Origin of the sequence: Vibrio sp. VGrn 2, assembly GCF_009361695.1 — a bacterium.
Lineage (GTDB): Bacteria > Pseudomonadota > Gammaproteobacteria > Enterobacterales > Vibrionaceae > Vibrio > Vibrio diabolicus.
In genome coordinates, this window is record NZ_RBWD01000006.1 from 170,305 (window position 1) to 188,633 (window position 18,329).

Here is an 18,329-nt window from a genome sequence, read left to right on the forward strand (position 1 = left end):
ATCGAGACCGTCTTACTGGTTAGTATTTACCGGTTTCACGCATGCGGTACTCGTATTGAACATTGAGAATAGGCTGGTATACAACTTGCCCATCACTTTGCAAGAACTCATTCACCATGACTTTTGAGTCGGTGATAGAAAACGACTGGCGATCAACATACTCTGTAAGGCTTGTAAACTCGTCACGAAGCTGACCTGGTGATTTGCTTTGATAGTTCTGAATCATGTCACGACCCATTTCATAAGCCGCTTGTTTGCTATCCATAACATCACCATGGATCGTTTCGGTATCGTTTGTCCACTGATAGCCACCAGCAAAAACAACAGAAGGTGCAGCAGTCAGAGCAATCATACTTGCTAAAGTCATTAAGCGTTTCATAAACCTCTCCTTACTTACCTTTATATCGGGCCTAAATTGGCTCGATATTTATAAGGTACGTATAAAGACCAGAAACACGTCAAAATAATTTCAAATAACGTTCAATTCTTGTTCAACTCATTTCACTTTAACTTAGCAACACGGCATCATACTCTGCCAACACGAGCATTTTTCTACCTCGTAGTCACAACGTTCAAAGTGGCTTCCAAACTGACATTTCCTTACCAACCCATACAATACCTAAGGTCAATTTTCTCTTAGAATCCCAACAAAAGAACAGTGTTCAAAACCTTATATAAACGTCGGGCACAGCAAAACCTCCCCTTTTAGTAGTGCTTTGCATTTCCCCCTTTTTCGGGTTCTTCGCTGCTCGTCCGTCGGTTCTTAATTGTGGCTGTTGAGCACACGTTAATCTGGAGTGAAAATGACCGCGAACAAATCCATTTTTTACCATAGCAAATCAATTTACTCAGATGATTATGCTGATGTCTATAAGCCAATTTGGACCTATAGAGCTAAGTTCATCTTGCGCGCACTTTACTACAAACGAGCGTTTAAGCACCTGTCAGATAATATTGAATCGTCATTGCTAAAGATGCTTTGTGCACGTACGCACCGATTTTTAGAAAAACCGTTTCGTCCCTACATCATCAAAAATAACTCAGCGTTCGATCGTTCAAACCTAGTGGTTGATCACTACAAAACCATTTCAGAGCTGTTTTCTAAACAGACCATTGAAGAGATCTATACCGATTCGACAGGCTTAACATTAACATCATTTGAAATCGACGAGACATTGTACTCTGTGCGATTGGTGTACGAAGCGCGTTACCAAAAAGAAGGCGACATGAGCCTAGTGCTACACAGCGCGGAGGATGGCAACTTCTATACGCTCTCATTTACTCTCGGCCACATAGAATCTGGACGCAGCATTATGATTGGCGGCTTGCAAGGGCCACGCAGCAGTGAAGAGAACAACGCGAAAATTAAAAAGTTAACTCGTAAGCTTTACGGGCAAAGACCAAAAAGCTTGATGGTGAGTTTGCTCACTTTACTCGCGCAAATTTGGGAAGTGAATACGATTCTAGCGGTAAAAACACAATCCCATACTTATGCTGCACGACGCTACAGTAAAGGACGAATCAAAACGGATTACGATGCACTCTGGCAAGAGTTGGGCGGCACCGAATACAACCGTCATTTCTACTCACTCGATGTGAATGCCCCGCGTCGTGATATTGAAGGCATGTCGCGTTCTAAGCGTTCGATGTATCGACGTCGTTACGAATGGTTAGACAATACCAAAGCGGAGTTCATGACAAGGCTACGTTAACCCAACGCACCACATGACGTTTTGTTTTTCATTTTATGATTCGGAGTTTTTATGTCTTACAAGTACGCCGTTGCATGCTTACTGTCCGCACTTTCCTTAACGGCTCATGCACAACCAACCCAACATGTTGTTGGAGCAAATTTAGGCTACGGTAATGTTAGTTACGATGTGAACAATAGCCATGATGAAGGTGACATGTTCCTTGGTGATGTATATTACCGTTACATGTTCGATCACAACTTTGGTATTGAAGCCGGCTATAAGGGCGCATTTAACGGCATTGGCTCCGTACTTATCAGTCCCTTAACAGAAATCACCGATGTCAGTTATGGCGGGCCTCGACTCAGCGGTTACGCAAGTTACCCTCTGGGAGCTGGCTTTGAGCTTTACGGGAAAGGCGGTATCACTTACTACACGTTAAGTTACACGCTTAAAAACAATGGTCAGAATAAAGAATATGACGAGTCTAGTCTTGGCGGAGAAGCCGCTGCTGGTGTCGCTTGGGCCTATAAACACTTTGGTTTGAACTTAGAGTACAACTACGCCAAGAATAGCGATTTTGATTCTGGCGGTGTGATGTTTGGTGCGCAACTGCGTTTTTAAACAAGGCTTACAAGTTAATACAAAAGGCAGCGAGAGGCTCATTCGCTGCCTTTTTTCGTGAATATAGGTCAATACGCAAGCGCGAGAATGATCCCCGCCACGATAGAAGTAACGCCAAGCCCTCGGGTGAGATACCATTTCTCAGACAGAAACCAAATCCCCATAAACAATCCAAACACAATGCTGATTTGCCTTAGTGCCACGACCAAACTTACGTTGTCGGTCATGGTCATCGCAAACAGCACCAAGCCGTAGGTTGATGCCATCATGATGCCAGCCATGCTCGCACTTTTGCGAATCATCCAAGCGGTTTGTAGTTCTTGCTGACTCCCCGAAACAATACACCACAATAAAACCGGTACTCCCATAACCCAAAACTGCACGCCTAGATAAAAAATCGCGCTATAGTGGTCGTTAAGAATGGTCGATGTTTGTTGAGTTAGCAGATTCAGTGCTTGCTTGTCCACAACGGAGTAACCCGTCGTGCCAAACGCCGCAATCAAGGCCCAAAACACACCAACATTCAGGTACTCCCCAAAAGTAATTTGACGAAAACTGGTCACTGGAACTAGGACACAACCTAAAGTAATAAGCAGGAAACCCAACCACTGCTGAGCGTTCAACTCATAACCTAAGGCGACGGTGAGTGCGCCCACCATCATTACAGGAAGTGCTCTCGCAATCGGATAAATCACTCCCACATCGGCGTGCTTGTAGGCCACGATCAAACCAACCAAATAGACGATTTGAGATAAACCACTGATAAACAGCATTCCCCAAAACACGTTGGGCAACGTCGCCCAGCCAATGTTAAAGAGACACCAAATAAGATAAGGCGTGAGCAGAAGGCAAGCAGATAAACTTGCCGCCATCGTAAACGCGAGCCCTGAACCAGCATTGCTTTTACCAAGAATATTCCAGCCAGCATGCATAACCGCAGACAATACAACGAGTGCGATTGCCAAGAGATCCATTCCGTTTTCCTGTTTATGATATTTAGATACCCTCAAGGTGCTTGGGTACAACAAAGGCCCCAATATGGAGCCTTTGAATTTGAGATATAAATTGCTCGCTACCAACTAGACAGATGCCCAGCAAACAGAGATTAATTCAGCTCCGCGACAGACTCGATGCTGATGGCATCATGACGCCAGTATTCGATGTCACAGTCAATCAACTCGCCATGTTGGTTGTAGTTGATACGTTCAACCACCATTGCAGGCGTACCAGACGTCGCGCGCAATGCCTGTGCCACCTCACCCAACAAAGTACTAGTCGAAATTCGGTAACGAATTTTTTGATACGTCACACCGTAGTGTTCACGATAAATGTCGGTTAACGAGTTTGATAAATCATAAGACAATAAGTTGGGAAATATGTCTGGTCGAATGTAGTTCGTGACATAAACCACCGGACGCTCTTCTAGGTAACGAACGCGGTCGACACGAAATACGTCTGAAAACGGCTGAAGGTCCAACAAACGAGCGGCCAATTTATTAGCCAAGGTGCCTTTTGCGGCTATCACTTCTGTTTTTGGCACGCGATTTTGCGCTTTTGCCATGTTTGGGAAGTTCAACGTTTGGGTTGGGTCGTAACGCAATGGCTCAGGTGAGATAAACCAACCTCGGCGATCTTCGCGATAGATTCGACCTTCTGCTTCCAGCAGTGATAAAGCTTCACGCAGAGTGACGCGTGTAGTATCGAACGACTCCGCCAACTTACGCTCTGCTGGCAGTTTTTGACGCGGCGATAGCATGCCCGCTTCAATCTGTTCAACAATCGAATCTTTAATTTTTACGTATTGCACGAAGTGTCCTTATCTTTTGCGCCAAGCTTGTGTGCGATTCTCTAACAATTTACCCAACGTCATCTGAACAATCTTCGCAATTGCGGCAGCAATCATGATCATCACCGCCATTGCCGCAGCAGCGCCAGTTTGACCGGCATCGTCCATATTCAGAATTGAGACCGAAGCTGGAATCGTATCGGTTGAGTAAAGGAATACTACCGCAGAAGTGGTGGTCAATGCATTAACAAACAAGTAAGCCGCAATGTCCAAAGTCGCAGGTAAACACACAGGTAATGTCACTTTAAAGAACAACTTGTATTGAGGAAGCTTCACCGATGCCGCCGTGGCTTCAATCTCCGATGGCCACTGCTTTAGCGCTGTCAGTGCTGTCATATGGCCCACGGTGTAGTAATGCACTACCGTGTTAATCACCAAGAATGCCATGGTGCCATAAAGCACGTTCAAAGGATTGTTCGCATCATTGAAGTAAAAGATGTAACCCAAGCCAAGCACCATACCCGGAACTGCCATTGGCACCACGCTAAGCATTTGCATCACCTGACGAATTGGACCAAACGCACGCCCTTTCTCAATGCAGTAAGCACCGACAAAGATGATGGCTGTACCAATAACCGCCGTCCAACCTGCCAGCGTTAGTGAGTTGAAGAATGGACCCCAACCGTAAGTGCTCATTTCAGCAAAGTTGTAATTGTTTAGCGTCAGCGCTTTGTTCCAAGGCCAGAACGTAACTAATGAGCCATACACCGCCATGCCAAGCACCGCCAGCACTGCGATAGAAATGATGCTGCAGTAAACCAAACAAATGCTGTCGCGCGCTTTGTTAGGTTCTGGCTGATAAGGCACCGAGCGAGTGTCAAATAAGCTTTTTTGCTTTTTCTGTACCCAGCGGTCTGCACCAAATGCCATTACCGCAGGGAATAACAGCATGATGCTGGTTACCGCACCCATGGCAAAGTTTTGTTGTCCCACCACTTGCTTGAAGATATCAGTCGCCAGAACGTTGTAGCTGCCCCCAATCACTTTCGGCACACCAAAGTCCGTGATAACCAGTGTAAAGACGACGATAAGCGTACTGATCAAACCGTATTTCGCCGCAGGTAGCGTCACCATAAAGAAGGTTTTGATGGGTGAAGTTTTCAGTGCGCGGGCAGCTTCATACAAACGGGCATCTGAAGTACGCAGCGAAGTGGTCAAAATCATCAATGCATGAGGAAAGGTCCAGAAAATCAAACCCATCGAGATACCAATCACACCGTAAACCGAGTTTCCTAACAACATCTCTTTGGCAATGCCTTGATTACCGAAAAGGAAGATCAAACTGATCGCCGGCAACAACGAAGGCGCAAGAATCGGCGCAGTACCTAGGATTTGAAACAAACCTTTAAACGGCATGCATGAACGAGTCAGCGCGTAGGCATAACCAAACGCAAGCACGCCCACTACCGAGGTCACAATCACGCCCAAAGTGAAGGTGTTTCCCACCGACACCCACAAGCTTGAAGAGGAAAAGTATGTCGCAAAGTTTGCCAATCCGACAAATTCGCCATTGGCATTTTGCACACTCTTGGTCAACATTGCCCAAAGCGGCATTAAGATGAACAGCACCATCATGGTCGACAAGCCAGCAAGCAAACCAAACAACACAAGGTTGTCGCGGCTGACACGTCCGAGCAGGGATTTTGCTTTGTCTTGTGTGGTCAGGCTATTCATCGTCATTGTCTTCGCATCCATGTTTACACCTACGCCGCTAGCGCTTTATCAACCGAGGGCACGGCGTAACCATGCAGCCCTTCTTCAGCAAACTGGATGTAACGTACATCGCCCGCTTTGATATTGAGTTTTTGAACCGTTTCCACAGGCACATCCACGACGATGGTTTTCGTTGAGCTGTCGTTTTGCAATACGCAATCAATGCGGAAAAACGCCCCCAAAAACTCGGTAGCCGTAACTCGCACTGGTAAAGAGTTGGTGTAGTTTTCAACGAACTTGATGCTTTCAGGACGCACCGCAAGGTCGAAGCGATCACCACGTTGGATCTTACAATTGGTCAAGCTTGGCGCTGGCATCAAGGTTTCTGCAATGCGTACTTGGGAATCCGTTGCGACTGAGGTTTCAATGAAGTTCATGCTGCCGACAAACTCAGCAACAAAGCGCGTGGCTGGTTGTTGGTAGATCTCTTGAGGAGTGCCGACTTGCTCAATCACGCCATGGTTCATTACCACGATACGATCCGCCATCGACAACGCTTCATCCTGATCGTGCGTAACCATGATGGTGGTGATGCCAAGCTTGCGTTGCAGCTTACAAATCTCGTCACGTAAGTGAACACGCACTTTTGCATCCAGCGCCGATAATGGCTCATCCAATAACAGTAGACCCGGAGACAACGCCAATGCACGAGCCAAAGCAACACGCTGCTGTTGACCACCAGAAAGCTGGTTAGGGAATTTCTCGCCAGAGGTTGGAAGACCAATGGTTTCTAGCCAGTAATCCACCTTCTCTAATGCTTCTTTGGTCGACATGCCTTGGTTCTTCAAACCCACCGCAATGTTCTCTTGCACAGTTAGGTTCGGAAACAGCGCGTAAGATTGGAATACGATGCCGAAATCGCGCTTCTCTGGTGGCAAGAATGTTGTCTCTTGACCGTTTTGAAAAATCGCACCAGACGTTGGCAAATCTAAACCTGCAATGGCACGTAATAAAGTGGTTTTACCGCAGCCAGAAGGACCAAGAAAACAAACGAACTCGCCCTTTTCAATCGCTAGCGAGATTTTCTTTAATGCAGTGAACTGTCCGAATTGCTTCACTACATTTTCAATATTTAGGTAATGTTGGTTAGTTGACATAACACACGCTCCAAATGGTATATACCAACTTTAGTTTTGGAGTGTTACGTTCCAATGACAAATTTATAGCCAGAAGATGACAAATAGATGAAGGGCGATGAGGTTTGTTTAAGTGGTAATTAGAGATTCCCGACTCACTCCTTTATTACTCTCGAGAGTGATGCTGTGAATACGAATAGAAGCTCCCAACTTTCTTAAGTCCGTCATTCTAGCGAACCTAGGTGAGACTAGGAATCTACTTTCAACAAACTCTGAAATAACAGAGAAAACAAAAAATCCACCTCAACCGAGGTGGATTTCAGTATTCAACTCAAAGCAAATTCAATTAAGACTTTGGCTCTGATTTCGCGTCAAACTTCTCAGACCATGCAGCTAGGATCTCTGCACGCTTACTGCCCATTTGCGCGAAGTCCATCTTCGCCATGTTCTCTTGAACGTTCGGGAAGTTAGATACGGTCGCTTTCACTTCTTTATGTGCAACCACTGGGTACATTTCTACGTAAAGCTCGTTTGCTGCTTTAGAAATTGACCAGTCGACAACACGCTTCGCTGCATCAGACTCTTTTACTAGACCAACAGCTTCTGATTCCCAGCCGATGCCTTTTGGTGTGATCACCGCTAATGGCGCGCCTTGTGTTTTCAGCTTCGCGCCGCGGCTTGCCATTGAAATACCGATAGCCACTTCACCCATACCCGCTTGAACACATGGCTTAGAGCCAGAGTGCGTGTAGTGTGCAATGTTTTTGTCTAAGTCACGCATGTAGTTCCATGCCTGATCTTCACCCATGTTTTGTAGCCAAGCAGAAACCTGCATGTAGCCAGTACCTGAAGAAGCTGGGTTCGGCATTGCAATGTGACCTTTGTAAACCGGCTTTGTTAGGTCTTCCCAAGACGTTGGTTTCGGTAGGTTAAGTTGTTTCGCTACCGCTTCGTTGAAACAAACTGCGTTAAAGAACGCATCGTTACCAAACCAAGCTTGGTTTGATTGAGGGTCGTTTAGGTTCGCGTGCAGCTCTTCCAAACCTTTTGGTGTGTAAGGCTTAAGAAGACCTTCATCTTTAAGCAGTGCCATTGACGAGCCAGCCAGACCCCAAACCACTTCCGCTTGAGGGTTGTTCTTTTCTGCCAGCAATTTCGCCGTCATGATTCCGGTGGAATCGCGAACCCACTTAATCTTGATATCTGGGTTATCTTTCTCAAACGCAGACTTGTATTTAGCAAGAATGTCAGTTTCGAAAGCGGTGTAAACCGTGACTTCCTGTGCTGCCATTGCATTCGTAGCTAGCAGAGAGACAAGTGCAGCCAGCGATCCTTTCATCAAACGGTTTTTCATCATTTTCTCCAGTTAATTTGGCTAAGTTTTCATTTGGTCTGTACCAGTTGACGATATACACCCTACTGAGCCTTTGTGACGAAATCATGACCATAAAATGGCAGTTTTGAGAAAATTATCGATAAATAGGCGACCAACTGATCGGTGAAATTTTGGATATGAAAGTTTTATGAAATTCACTGAATGGCTATTTACGACCCTTTTTCATCCTTGCTAGAGTGAATCCAATTTCTGGTGTAGACCAATTAAATTATTCTGATGGAAATCGAGATGAAAAACGAATACCTACTACTGACTCCAGGTCCTCTATCTACTTCTGAAACAGTACGTGAAGCCATGCTAAAAGACTGGTGCACTTGGGATGATGAATACAACAAAGACATTGTAGAAGTGATCCGCACTAAGCTTGTAAAACTGGCGACGGAGCAAGACGGTTACACCAGCGTACTAATGCAAGGTAGCGGCACCGCATCAGTAGAAGCAACGATTGGCAGCGCCATTGGTAAAGATGGAAAGTTGTTGGTAGTCGACAACGGTGCTTACGGTGCGCGTATCGCTCAGATCGCTGATTACCTAAATATTCCATGCCATGTAGTATCCCCAGGCGAAACATCACAGCCACACTTGAACGAGGTGGAAACTGCATTGGCATCGGATCCTGCTATCACACACGTGGCGATTGTTCACTGTGAGACAACCACTGGCATGCTTAACCCAATTGAAGAATTTGCTTCTGCAGCAAAAGCGCACGGCAAAGTGGTGATTCTGGATGCCATGTCAAGCTTTGGTGGCATTCCTATCGATATCGCTGAGCTAGGCATCGATTTTATGATCAGCTCTGCAAACAAATGTATTCAAGGCGTACCGGGCTTTGGCTTTGTGATTGCAAAACAAACTGAGCTCGAAAAGTGCAAAGGTCAAGCACGTTCTTTGAGCCTTGATCTTTACGACCAATGGCACTGCATGGAAGTGAATCACGGCAAATGGCGTTTCACGTCTCCTACGCACACGGTGCGCGCTTTCTACCAAGCATTGCTAGAGCTAGAACAAGAAGGCGGCATTGAGGCTCGTCATAACCGTTACCAAACTAACCAGAAAACACTGGTTGCAGGTATGCGTTCTCTAGGTTTCGAGCCACTACTAAGTGATGATCTTCACTCGCCAATCATCACTTCTTTCTACTCTCCAACGCACAGTGATTACCAGTTCAAAGCGTTCTACACACGTTTGAAAGAGCAAGGTTTCGTGATTTATCCGGGTAAGGTATCGAACGCAGATTGCTTCCGTATCGGCAACATTGGTGAAGTTTACCCAGCAGATATCGAGCGCTTAATCGGTGCGATTGAAAAAGCAATGTACTGGCAAGTTGCGTAAAGCAGCCTTCTGGTTGAGAGAGCGTTATGACTCAGAATATCAAACCGACTCATTTCCGTAGCGAAGGCGATGTCAACACGACGCCAGCGCGCCAAGCTTGGAATGCGTCGATGGACGACGAACGCACGCAAGCATTATTGAAGCGCGATTCCGAGGTCTTTCTTCATCAAGCCATGTCGACGCCTTGCTTAGATACCTTGGAAGCAGCGGAAGGCATCTACATCCAAGATGCTACAGGCAAAAAGTACATGGACTTCCATGGCAATAATGTCCACCAGCTAGGCTACGGTCACCCGCATGTGATTAAACGTGTGCAAGAGCAAATTGCCAAACTGCCGTTTTCACCACGTCGTTTTACCAACGAGACCGCGATTGAATGTGCCGAAAAGCTCACCCAAATCTGTGGCGGCGAATTGAACCGCGTGCTGTTTGCTCCAGGTGGCACATCTGCAGTGGGCATGGCTCTTAAACTAGCGCGCCATATCACGGGAAACTACAAGGTGGTGTCTCTGTGGGATTCCTTCCACGGCGCATCGTTGGATGCCATCTCAGTAGGTGGTGAAGCGTGTTTCCGCCAAGGCATGGGACCCTTAATGGCAGGTGTTGAGCGCATTCCACCAGCCGTATCTTACCGTGGCGCTTTCCCAGTTGCCGACGGCAGCGATGTGCATTATGCCGACTACCTTGAATACGTGATTGAGAAAGAAGGCGGCGTGGGCGCGTTTATCGCAGAAGCAGTTCGCAACACGGACGTACAAGTGCCGAGCAAAGCCTACTGGAAACGCATCCGTGAAATCTGTGACAAACACAATGTCATGCTGATCATCGACGACATCCCGAATGGTATGGGTCGCAGCGGTGAATGGTTTACCTACCAAGCTTACGACATCGAGCCAGATATGCTCTGCATCGGTAAAGGTTTGGGTGGTGGCTTAGTGCCTATCGCAGCCATGGTAACCAAAGACAAATACAACACCGCCGAGCAAATCTCCATGGGTCACTACACTCATGAGAAAAGCCCTATCGGTTGTGCTGCGGCACTGGCAACCATGGAAGCCATTGAGCAAGACGGCTTGCTAGATAAAGCCAAAGCCGACAGCCAGTTCATGCGTGAAAAGCTGTTAGAGATGAAAGCCAAGTACCCAGTGATTGGTGATGTACGTGGCATCGGCATGTTGTGGGGCATTGAACTGGTTACTGACCACGAAAGCAAAGCGCGTGCGTATGACGAAGCGGAAGCTGTGCTGTACCAATGCCTCAACAATGGCGTGAGCTTCAAGGTATCGCAAGGTAACGTGATTCAACTCAGCCCACCGCTGATCATCACTCGAGAACAGCTGACAGAAGCGTTGGCGATCTTCGAAGAAGCGATCGCCAAAGTGTGTGAAGACTTTAACTACTTTTAGGGTCAATAGACCTCAACAAAACCAATTTATTCAGAGCGCGGTTCCAACGAGTGGGCAAGCGCTCTGGCAAGCAAGAAAAAGGATTGAACATGAGCAACTCACCAATTCAAGCAGTGATCTTTGACTGGGCTGGCACTATCGTCGATTTCGGCTCTTTCGCGCCAACCAGCATCTTTGTGGAAGCGTTCAAGCAAGGCTTTGATTTCGATATCGACCTTGAAGAGGCGCGTGAACCAATGGGGCTTGGTAAGTGGGACCACATTCAAGCTGTGGGTCGCATTCCTGCGGTTGATAAGCGTTGGAACGAGAAGTTTGGGCGCTCAATGACCAGCGAAGACATCGACGCTATCTATGCGGCATTTATGCCTCTGCAAAAAGCAAAAGTGGCTGACCACGCAGAACCAATCCTCAACGCAGTTGAAGTGGTAAACGGTCTGAAAGACAAAGGCATCAAGATCGGTTCTTGTTCGGGTTACCCTCGCGAAGTAATGGATGTACTGATTCCAGTTGCAGCGGATTACGGCTACCAACCAGATTACGTTGTCGCGACAGACGATCTGCCACAAGGTGGTCGCCCTGCGCCGTTTATGGCACTGAAAAACGTGATTGAGCTTGGTGTAACCGACGTTAAAGCATGCGTCAAAGTGGACGATTCAGCACCGGGCATCTTTGAAGGTCACAACGCGGGTATGTGGACGGTGGGTCTGCTGCTTTCTGGTAACGAAGCGGGTCTGACATTTGAAGAATACCAAGCCGCAGACGAAGCAACCTTAGAGAAAGCTCGTGAAAAAGCACGCGCGAAGTTTATCAAGAGTGCACCTCACTACTTAATCGACACCATCTCCGATCTGCCAGAGGTGATCGTAGATATCGAACAACGCCTAGCCGCGGGCGAACGTCCGTAGTTTTCGCTCGCGAATTCAGAATGTAAAAAGCCTCTCCATATTGAGAGGCTTTTTGTATTTATGGAAAGCGGAAGTCTCAGTTAATCGCGGTACTTGCTCGACGCTTTAGCTTAAAGCCCATACTGGTTGGCCTTTCTTCTGGCTCACCTTTGATGGCATGCAACAGTTTTTCTGCCGCCTTGGTGCCCATGCGCTCGTAATCAAATTCTGCCGATGTCAAACTTGGGTAAGCGTGCTCCCCCATAGAAGAGCCTTCAAGGCAAATAATGGCAATGTCGGTCGGGACTTTGAGCACGCGGCGATGGCACTCAAAGAGCGCACCAATTGCTATCTCCTCATGGCTACACACCAAAGCATTCAAGCTTGAATCGCGCAGCAATAACTTCGCCAATCCTTCCGCACCCAATTGTGAAGATGGCGCTTCATGAGTCGTCAGAAAATGATCTGGGGTGAGATAGTTTTCAATCATCGCACTTTGCCAACCGTGTAACTGGCGTTGCAACGTTGAGTGATTCCCGCGTGCCCCAATAAAACCAACGTTCTTAAAACCTTGTTCAATCAGGTGTCTGGTACAGGCCTTACCCACTTCGAAGTGATCCACGCCAATGTTGAGATAACTGGCCTTTGAGCTCAATTCGGCAATCTCTAACACTGGCGTATTTGACGCCTCTAACAGTTGATGCGTTCGCTGACTATGCTCACTTCCAAACAGTACAACGCCCGCAGGACGGCTCTCTAAAAAAGTCGAAAGCAACTTTTCTTCTTGCTCAATCGAGTAGTCGCTGTAACCCAGCAATAGTTGATAGCCCGCTTTGTTTAACGCCTGTTGGAAGCTTGGTAAGAAATGCGCGCATGCTTTTTCAAACAGTGACGGAATGATTAGAGCGATGGAATAACTTTCTGCAGATGCGAGTGCCCCTGCGGCTTTGTTCGGGATATAGCCGAGCTCATCAACCACTTGTTGAATTTTTTCTCTCAGCTTGTCAGATACTAGCTCGGGCGTTCGTAATGCTCGCGACACCGTCATAGTGCCTACGCCTGCTTGTTTGGCGACATCAGCCAAAGTGACATTGCCGGTACTTCTTCGTTTGCGAGGTTCGCTCATTGTTTTTATTTAATGTTCTCTAATTTCAGCTGCGACATCTTATCACAGCGCTTTAATGGTTTTGATATTAGCGCATTAGAACTCGAACACCAGCACATGAAACTTCGATGCCTGATAAAAATGATAGCGCTATCACAATTAATGGTAGCGCTATCAGATAGCGCTACCATTTGTGATCACTCTCAGGTTTTTCTGGCAAATTGATCGATAAAGTACGCAGCAACAAAACAACAAATCGGAAACATTCCAATGCTACGTGAACTGATTACCTCTGATGTCATTCGCATCCATTCTGACGCAACCGACTGGAAAGATGCGATCAGCAAATCTTGTGAAGCTTTGATTGAAAATGGCGCGATAGAACCAAGTTACGTTGAAGCAATTTACCGCTCGCACGAAGAGCTTGGCCCTTACTACGTGGTAGGTCCGGGCATGGCGATGCCACACGCTCGCCCTGAAGATGGCGTTAACCGTTTGTCACTGGCGATCACGGTGATCCAAAACGGCGTCAACTTTAACTCTGAAGAAAATGACCCAGTAAAAATGCTGGTCACGCTAGCGGCAACGGACAGTAATAGCCACGTTGATGCGATTTCGAAACTGGCGGAATTGTTTATGAATGAAGAGCATGTAGAGGCCATCTGCAACGCTCAAAGCAAAGAAGATGTTCTTGCGATCATCGACAAATACTAAGTTTTACTCCTGACATACCCCATTCACAAATGGGTATACCCCCTATAAAAAAGAAAAGGTCTGAATTATGAAAATTATGGTTGTTTGCGGTCACGGTCTTGGTACTAGCCTAATGATGGAAATGAGCATCAAAAGCATCGTAAAAGAATTGAACGTCAATGCCGCTGTGGATCACATCGATCTTGGCTCAGCAAAAGGCACAAGTTGCGACATTTTCATCGGCACAAAAGACATTGCAGAACAGTTGGAAGCGCTTGGCGTTGAACAACGTATCGTAGCGCTTGATAACATGGTCGACAAAGTCGCAATGAAAGAGCGTTTATCTGTGGCACTTCAAGAGCTTGGCGCTCTATAAGGTGGCGTTATGGAATTCTTCAGTTTCTTAATGAACGATGTCCTATCAGAGCCAGCGGTTCTGGTCGGTCTCATCGCTCTAATCGGCTTAATTGCCCAGAAAAAACCGGTCACCGAGTGCATTAAAGGCACGGTAAAAACCATTCTTGGTTTCATCGTGCTTGGCGCGGGTGCAGGTCTAGTTGTGAGCTCGCTAGGCGACTTTGCGACCATTTTCCAACACGCATTTGGCATTACAGGCGTGGTACCAAACAACGAAGCTATCGTCTCTATCGCGCAAGAAGCGTTTGGTAAAGAGATGGCGATGATCATGTTCTTCGGTATGTTGGTGAACATTCTGATCGCTCGTTTCACGCCGTGGAAATTCATCTTCCTAACAGGTCACCACACACTATTTATGTCGATGATGGTGGCGGCGATTCTGGCATCTAGCGGCATGAAAGGCGTTCCACTGATCGCGCTTGGCTCTGTGGTTGTGGGTTCTGTAATGGTATTCTTCCCTGCAATTGCGCACAAATACATGAAGCAAGTAACAGGCTCAGACGACGTTGCGATTGGTCACTTCTCTACCCTTTCTTACGTGCTAGCTGGCTTTATTGGCAGCAAGTTCGGTAACAAAGAACACTCTACTGAAGAGATGAATGTCCCTAAAAGCTTGTTGTTCTTGCGCGATACGCCAGTGGCGATCTCGTTCACCATGGGCATCATCTTTGTGGTGACGTGTTTATTCGCTGGCGGTGATTTTGTCCGTGAAGTCAGTGGCGGTAAACATTGGTCTATGTTTGCGCTAATGCAATCCATCACATTTGCAGGTGGTGTGTACGTTATCCTGCAAGGTGTACGTATGGTTATCGCAGAAATCGTTCCAGCGTTTAAAGGCATCTCAGACAAACTGGTTCCAAACGCAAAACCTGCACTGGATTGTCCAGTTGTGTTCCCATACGCGCCAAACGCGGTATTGGTGGGCTTCCTATCGAGCTTTGCGGCGGGTCTTTTGGGTATGTTCCTACTTTACGTGATGGGTCTTACTGTGATTATCCCTGGTGTAGTTCCACATTTCTTTGTGGGTGCGGCTGCGGGTGTATTTGGTAATGCAACAGGTGGTCGTCGCGGCGCAATTCTAGGTGCGTTTGCACAAGGTCTACTGATTACTTTCCTACCTGTCTTCCTAATGCCAGTACTGGGTGATCTTGGCTTTGCAAACACAACATTCAGTGATGCTGACTTCGGCATTGTAGGTATCCTACTTGGCCTGATTGTGCGCTAAGCTTTTATTCTTATGAATGCAGAATTAGGCTCGTCGGCATTCATCTTTCAAAGGCTCTAGCAGGAAAAGCACTCAAACAAAACGCCCCTCAAGTGAGGGGCGTTTTTCATATTGAGGCTATCTTATTGAGACAACAACTTTCTCGTTGGTTCTTGCTCAGTGTATTCAACGGATTCGTTACCAGATAGCTTATCGACGTCCGCTTGTTCGCCGCTCACCACCAGTACCTGTTGCTTCACCAACGCATCAACCACTTTAAGGTTATGTTGACGAAGAAGCGCTCTCACTTCGCTCTCTTTCCCTTTGTGATACTTAACAAAGTAACGCGTAGGTTGTTGCTCAGCTTGTTCAGAACGTTCATCCACGAGCGGAAACCCTTGATTGTTCGCCAAGCTGGCCGAGCTTAGTCCGATTGCCAATAGTGCGGTAGCACTCACCGCAGACAAAGAAAGTAAGGTCAACTTCTTCATAGCCACTCCTTATTGAAAAGTCAGAGTCCAACTGTTGATTGTGCCTGTGTCTCTTCTGGCACTGTCTACCGCTTTTAGTTCCCAAGAACCTTGTGATTCAAAACCAGAGAAATCCGCTTGGAAAGTGGCTTTGATATCGTTAGCGCTGCCGCCAGTATTATCGTGAAGCACGACTTCTCCACCAGTCGGTGAAGTTAGCGTCACTCGTAGGTCACCGATGTAAGTGTGGCTAATATCAACGTCAATACTTACTGTACCTGAATCACCAGAGCGATCGACATCTACTGCGCTGATTGCGCCAGAAGATTTGTTGTCAGGAATCGCAACAGGGCTGGTGTTTGAGAAGCTAGAGTCCGAAGAGCTACCGCCACCGTCAGGACCGTTACAGCCCGCATCCAAGAATAGTTTCGCCGCTTCCGCATTCACTAGGCCGTGACCTGTGCGGTTGTCTCGTCCAGCGACATCAATGTCTGTTGCCGTTTGAACTAGGGCATTACGTACTTGCGCTGCTGTACACGTTGGGTGGTAACTCCACACCAAGCCTGCTACGCCAGTTACATGAGGTGTTGCCATCGATGTACCATTGTAGTATTCGTAATCTTCACCAGAGGTAGTTGAAACCGTAATTTCTTGACCTACATACCCCAGCAACTCTTGACCAAATGCACGGTCAACCGTCACCGAAACCATGCGATAAGCGTTGTTTGTGTCAACCAAGAATGGGTTTTGTAAACCAGGTAGTTCCGAGTTGCTGTATACGATTGCCGCTCGCGCACCCGCATTGTAACAAGCCTGAACCGCATCCACTTCTGGGTAGTTACCTGAAGACTGGTTGCCAATACGCTCAGTCAAACAAATTTTGCCCGACATATCACCACAGTTAAAGTTACCGCCAGATACATCACAGCTATCTAGCATTGCTGTTACTGAACCAGCGATTGGATCTGGCACATACGAAGAACCGTTATTGATCAAACGATTGTGAGGGACAATACCGCGATCAAATTGGCTTACGCCATTCAAGGTAATATCAGAAAGTTTACCTTCGCCTACCGTAACCGTTGATAAGATCGCCACACCTGGGCCAGAGATCTCAACTTGATCAGTAGATTGCGAGAACGCCGCATGATCATTTTGGTTATCGACAGCAGCAACAGACATAACTGAATCGTAAGAAGCTGGGTAGCTGTGTGCGGTGTTACCGTCATTACCAGCTGCGGCGATTAGCAGAACGCCTTGATCGTAAATGTTTTGCAGTGCATTTTGCTCAGTTCGGCTTGATTGACTACCACCAAGACTCATGTTCACAACGTTGGCACCATTATCTGCACACGTTTGGATCGCTTTAACAAGTCCAGATGAGTAACCCCAACCTGATTCGTTAAATACTTTCACGATGTGCAAATTCACATTCTGGTTTGGCATCACACCCTTCACACCTTCGGTGTTGGCAATCGCTGCGATAGTACCTGCAACGTGAGTACCGTGGGCGTTATTGTTACCCGGATCGCTCCATGATCCTGTACCACTATCGTTAGTACCTGCAACACGGTTGCCGCTTAGGTCGTTGTGCGAGATGTCGTACCCTGAATCGATAATACATACAGTGCGATTACCAGCATTGAAGTCGTCTAACTGTTGAGCATTAACCGCTTCATAACCCCACGGGGTAGTTTCGCTGAGCAAATAGCGAGGCGGATCGACTTCGACATATTCCACATCACTGCGATTACGAAGTGGTTCTAAGTCATCACCATCCAACTCAACGCTGTAAATGGCGCGATTACCCAGTTTTTCCACCTTACGTGCCTTCACCTGTTCTAAAACAGACTCCTGCGCGATTCGTGGTCCCCAAAAAGAGTTACCACCCATTGAAGATCGGCTGACTGCATCTTCTTTGAATTTGACGATGTACTTCGTCGGTAACTTAGATTCATCAAATCCCATTGGTGGAGCCGCAAACGCTGACATAGAAGTGGTCAGTGCTATCGCTACGGCAGACAACGAAAATAAGCCTTGTTTTTTACTTGTTGTGTAGTGCATTTGCCCTATTCCTTATTTGAGCTAATTTTTATTCACTATATTCCCATGAAAAGTCATCACCATGATGTTTGCATGAGAGCTTCAGCTATAGTTTATAGGCCAAAAATGCCAAACAATTTGTTTCATGAATATACAACTTTGTACAAAAGATCATTCAATAAACATTTTTAGTTAACATCAAAAAGCATAAACAAAACCTTATAAAGCAATCACTTAATTAACAAAAAGTGCATGTTAAATTAATGTTAGTGAGTAATTATTCTAAATAATACACATTTAATCGATTGCTATGCTGAATGGATTTTTTGACCGTGGTGCCAAAACTGAAATATTGAATATTTAGTTGTTGACTGTCTTGAGTATTTACTCAGAATTAGAAGGTTTAGTGAGAAAAATTCTCATCTAAAT

17 protein-coding genes are annotated in these 18,329 nt (G+C 46.6%); 8 read left to right on the forward strand and 9 right to left on the reverse strand.

Annotated elements, in window-relative coordinates:
• Nucleotides 1-19 precede the first annotated feature (19 nt).
• Nucleotides 20-379: a DUF3316 domain-containing protein gene (locus tag D8S93_RS12460; protein ID WP_005395335.1), complete on the reverse strand. Its 360-nt coding sequence runs from the start codon at nucleotides 377-379 to the stop codon at nucleotides 20-22.
• Between the two features lie 424 nt (nucleotides 380-803).
• On the opposite strand from D8S93_RS12460, the gene D8S93_RS12465 reads away from it, so the two are divergent.
• Nucleotides 804-1,712, forward strand: a complete 909-nt coding sequence (locus tag D8S93_RS12465; RefSeq protein WP_152813461.1) for a VirK/YbjX family protein — start codon at nucleotides 804-806, stop codon at nucleotides 1,710-1,712.
• A gap of 51 nt (nucleotides 1,713-1,763) precedes the next feature.
• Complete coding sequence (locus D8S93_RS12470) at nucleotides 1,764-2,315, forward strand: porin family protein (RefSeq protein WP_047008000.1); 552 nt, start codon at nucleotides 1,764-1,766, stop codon at nucleotides 2,313-2,315.
• Between the two features lie 68 nt (nucleotides 2,316-2,383).
• On the opposite strand, the gene D8S93_RS12475 is transcribed toward D8S93_RS12470, so the two are convergent.
• The 5 genes from D8S93_RS12475 to D8S93_RS12495 form a co-directional block, all read right to left on the reverse strand.
• Nucleotides 2,384-3,289, reverse strand: a complete 906-nt coding sequence (locus tag D8S93_RS12475; protein ID WP_152813463.1) for an EamA family transporter — start codon at nucleotides 3,287-3,289, stop codon at nucleotides 2,384-2,386.
• 131 nt (nucleotides 3,290-3,420) lie between these two features.
• On the reverse strand, nucleotides 3,421-4,122 hold the full coding sequence (gene phnR, locus D8S93_RS12480; RefSeq protein WP_053808131.1) for a phosphonate utilization transcriptional regulator PhnR: 702 nt from the start codon (nucleotides 4,120-4,122) through the stop codon (nucleotides 3,421-3,423).
• A 9-nt stretch (nucleotides 4,123-4,131) separates the two neighbouring features.
• Nucleotides 4,132-5,856, reverse strand: coding sequence for a putative 2-aminoethylphosphonate ABC transporter permease subunit (locus tag D8S93_RS12485; protein ID WP_152813465.1), 1,725 nt, complete (start codon nucleotides 5,854-5,856; stop codon nucleotides 4,132-4,134).
• A gap of 8 nt (nucleotides 5,857-5,864) precedes the next feature.
• The gene (locus tag D8S93_RS12490) at nucleotides 5,865-6,971 is read right to left on the reverse strand and encodes a putative 2-aminoethylphosphonate ABC transporter ATP-binding protein (RefSeq protein ID WP_047007997.1); all 1,107 of its coding nucleotides are present in this window, start codon (nucleotides 6,969-6,971) and stop codon (nucleotides 5,865-5,867) included.
• A gap of 325 nt (nucleotides 6,972-7,296) precedes the next feature.
• Nucleotides 7,297-8,307 carry a putative 2-aminoethylphosphonate ABC transporter substrate-binding protein gene (locus D8S93_RS12495; protein WP_005384363.1) on the reverse strand — a complete coding sequence of 337 codons (1,011 nt, stop codon included), beginning with the start codon at nucleotides 8,305-8,307 and terminating at the stop codon, nucleotides 7,297-7,299.
• A 267-nt stretch (nucleotides 8,308-8,574) separates the two neighbouring features.
• On the opposite strand from D8S93_RS12495, the gene phnW reads away from it, so the two are divergent.
• The 3 genes from phnW to phnX all read left to right on the forward strand — a co-directional run bounded on the left by phnW (nucleotide 8,575) and on the right by phnX (nucleotide 11,989).
• Nucleotides 8,575-9,678, forward strand: a complete 1,104-nt coding sequence (gene phnW, locus D8S93_RS12500) for a 2-aminoethylphosphonate--pyruvate transaminase (RefSeq protein ID WP_152813467.1) — start codon at nucleotides 8,575-8,577, stop codon at nucleotides 9,676-9,678.
• A gap of 26 nt (nucleotides 9,679-9,704) precedes the next feature.
• On the forward strand, nucleotides 9,705-11,084 hold the full coding sequence (locus D8S93_RS12505; RefSeq protein ID WP_065765950.1) for an aspartate aminotransferase family protein: 1,380 nt from the start codon (nucleotides 9,705-9,707) through the stop codon (nucleotides 11,082-11,084).
• A gap of 89 nt (nucleotides 11,085-11,173) precedes the next feature.
• Nucleotides 11,174-11,989, forward strand: a complete 816-nt coding sequence (gene phnX, locus D8S93_RS12510; protein ID WP_047007994.1) for a phosphonoacetaldehyde hydrolase — start codon at nucleotides 11,174-11,176, stop codon at nucleotides 11,987-11,989.
• 76 nt (nucleotides 11,990-12,065) lie between these two features.
• Here phnX and D8S93_RS12515 read toward each other — a convergent pair whose 3' ends face one another.
• Nucleotides 12,066-13,094: a LacI family DNA-binding transcriptional regulator gene (locus D8S93_RS12515; protein WP_005463961.1), complete on the reverse strand. Its 1,029-nt coding sequence runs from the start codon at nucleotides 13,092-13,094 to the stop codon at nucleotides 12,066-12,068.
• Nucleotides 13,095-13,343: 249 nt separating this feature from the next.
• Between D8S93_RS12515 and D8S93_RS12520 the strand changes: the two genes are divergently transcribed.
• The 3 genes from D8S93_RS12520 to D8S93_RS12530 all read left to right on the forward strand — a co-directional run bounded on the left by D8S93_RS12520 (nucleotide 13,344) and on the right by D8S93_RS12530 (nucleotide 15,408).
• Nucleotides 13,344-13,787 (forward strand): PTS sugar transporter subunit IIA, encoded by a 444-nt coding sequence (locus tag D8S93_RS12520; protein ID WP_005463973.1) that lies wholly within the window; start codon nucleotides 13,344-13,346, stop codon nucleotides 13,785-13,787.
• A gap of 67 nt (nucleotides 13,788-13,854) precedes the next feature.
• Nucleotides 13,855-14,142 (forward strand): PTS sugar transporter subunit IIB, encoded by a 288-nt coding sequence (locus D8S93_RS12525; RefSeq protein ID WP_046873863.1) that lies wholly within the window; start codon nucleotides 13,855-13,857, stop codon nucleotides 14,140-14,142.
• A gap of 9 nt (nucleotides 14,143-14,151) precedes the next feature.
• Complete coding sequence (locus D8S93_RS12530) at nucleotides 14,152-15,408, forward strand: PTS ascorbate transporter subunit IIC (protein WP_152813469.1); 1,257 nt, start codon at nucleotides 14,152-14,154, stop codon at nucleotides 15,406-15,408.
• A 122-nt stretch (nucleotides 15,409-15,530) separates the two neighbouring features.
• Here D8S93_RS12530 and D8S93_RS12535 read toward each other — a convergent pair whose 3' ends face one another.
• Together D8S93_RS12535 and D8S93_RS12540 are read right to left on the reverse strand one after the other, a co-directional pair.
• Nucleotides 15,531-15,878 carry a hypothetical protein gene (locus D8S93_RS12535; RefSeq protein ID WP_005395359.1) on the reverse strand — a complete coding sequence of 116 codons (348 nt, stop codon included), beginning with the start codon at nucleotides 15,876-15,878 and terminating at the stop codon, nucleotides 15,531-15,533.
• Between the two features lie 9 nt (nucleotides 15,879-15,887).
• Nucleotides 15,888-17,921: a S8 family serine peptidase gene (locus tag D8S93_RS12540; protein WP_006741281.1), complete on the reverse strand. Its 2,034-nt coding sequence runs from the start codon at nucleotides 17,919-17,921 to the stop codon at nucleotides 15,888-15,890.
• Nucleotides 17,922-18,329 lie beyond the last annotated feature (408 nt).

Coding starts and splice junctions, on each gene's coding strand:
- D8S93_RS12530 (WP_152813469.1), top strand. CDS start 14,152: ATGGAATTCTTCAGTTTCTTAATGAACGATGTCCTATCAGAGCCAGCG.
- D8S93_RS12540 (WP_006741281.1), bottom strand. CDS start 17,921: ATGCACTACACAACAAGTAAAAAACAAGGCTTATTTTCGTTGTCTGCC.
- D8S93_RS12535 (WP_005395359.1), bottom strand. CDS start 15,878: ATGAAGAAGTTGACCTTACTTTCTTTGTCTGCGGTGAGTGCTACCGCA.
- D8S93_RS12460 (WP_005395335.1), bottom strand. CDS start 379: ATGAAACGCTTAATGACTTTAGCAAGTATGATTGCTCTGACTGCTGCA.
- D8S93_RS12475 (WP_152813463.1), bottom strand. CDS start 3,289: ATGGATCTCTTGGCAATCGCACTCGTTGTATTGTCTGCGGTTATGCAT.
- D8S93_RS12525 (WP_046873863.1), top strand. CDS start 13,855: ATGAAAATTATGGTTGTTTGCGGTCACGGTCTTGGTACTAGCCTAATG.
- phnW (WP_152813467.1), top strand. CDS start 8,575: ATGAAAAACGAATACCTACTACTGACTCCAGGTCCTCTATCTACTTCT.
- D8S93_RS12505 (WP_065765950.1), top strand. CDS start 9,705: ATGACTCAGAATATCAAACCGACTCATTTCCGTAGCGAAGGCGATGTC.
- D8S93_RS12470 (WP_047008000.1), top strand. CDS start 1,764: ATGTCTTACAAGTACGCCGTTGCATGCTTACTGTCCGCACTTTCCTTA.
- D8S93_RS12490 (WP_047007997.1), bottom strand. CDS start 6,971: ATGTCAACTAACCAACATTACCTAAATATTGAAAATGTAGTGAAGCAA.
- D8S93_RS12465 (WP_152813461.1), top strand. CDS start 804: ATGACCGCGAACAAATCCATTTTTTACCATAGCAAATCAATTTACTCA.
- D8S93_RS12515 (WP_005463961.1), bottom strand. CDS start 13,094: ATGAGCGAACCTCGCAAACGAAGAAGTACCGGCAATGTCACTTTGGCT.
- D8S93_RS12520 (WP_005463973.1), top strand. CDS start 13,344: ATGCTACGTGAACTGATTACCTCTGATGTCATTCGCATCCATTCTGAC.
- D8S93_RS12485 (WP_152813465.1), bottom strand. CDS start 5,856: ATGGATGCGAAGACAATGACGATGAATAGCCTGACCACACAAGACAAA.
- D8S93_RS12495 (WP_005384363.1), bottom strand. CDS start 8,307: ATGATGAAAAACCGTTTGATGAAAGGATCGCTGGCTGCACTTGTCTCT.
- phnX (WP_047007994.1), top strand. CDS start 11,174: ATGAGCAACTCACCAATTCAAGCAGTGATCTTTGACTGGGCTGGCACT.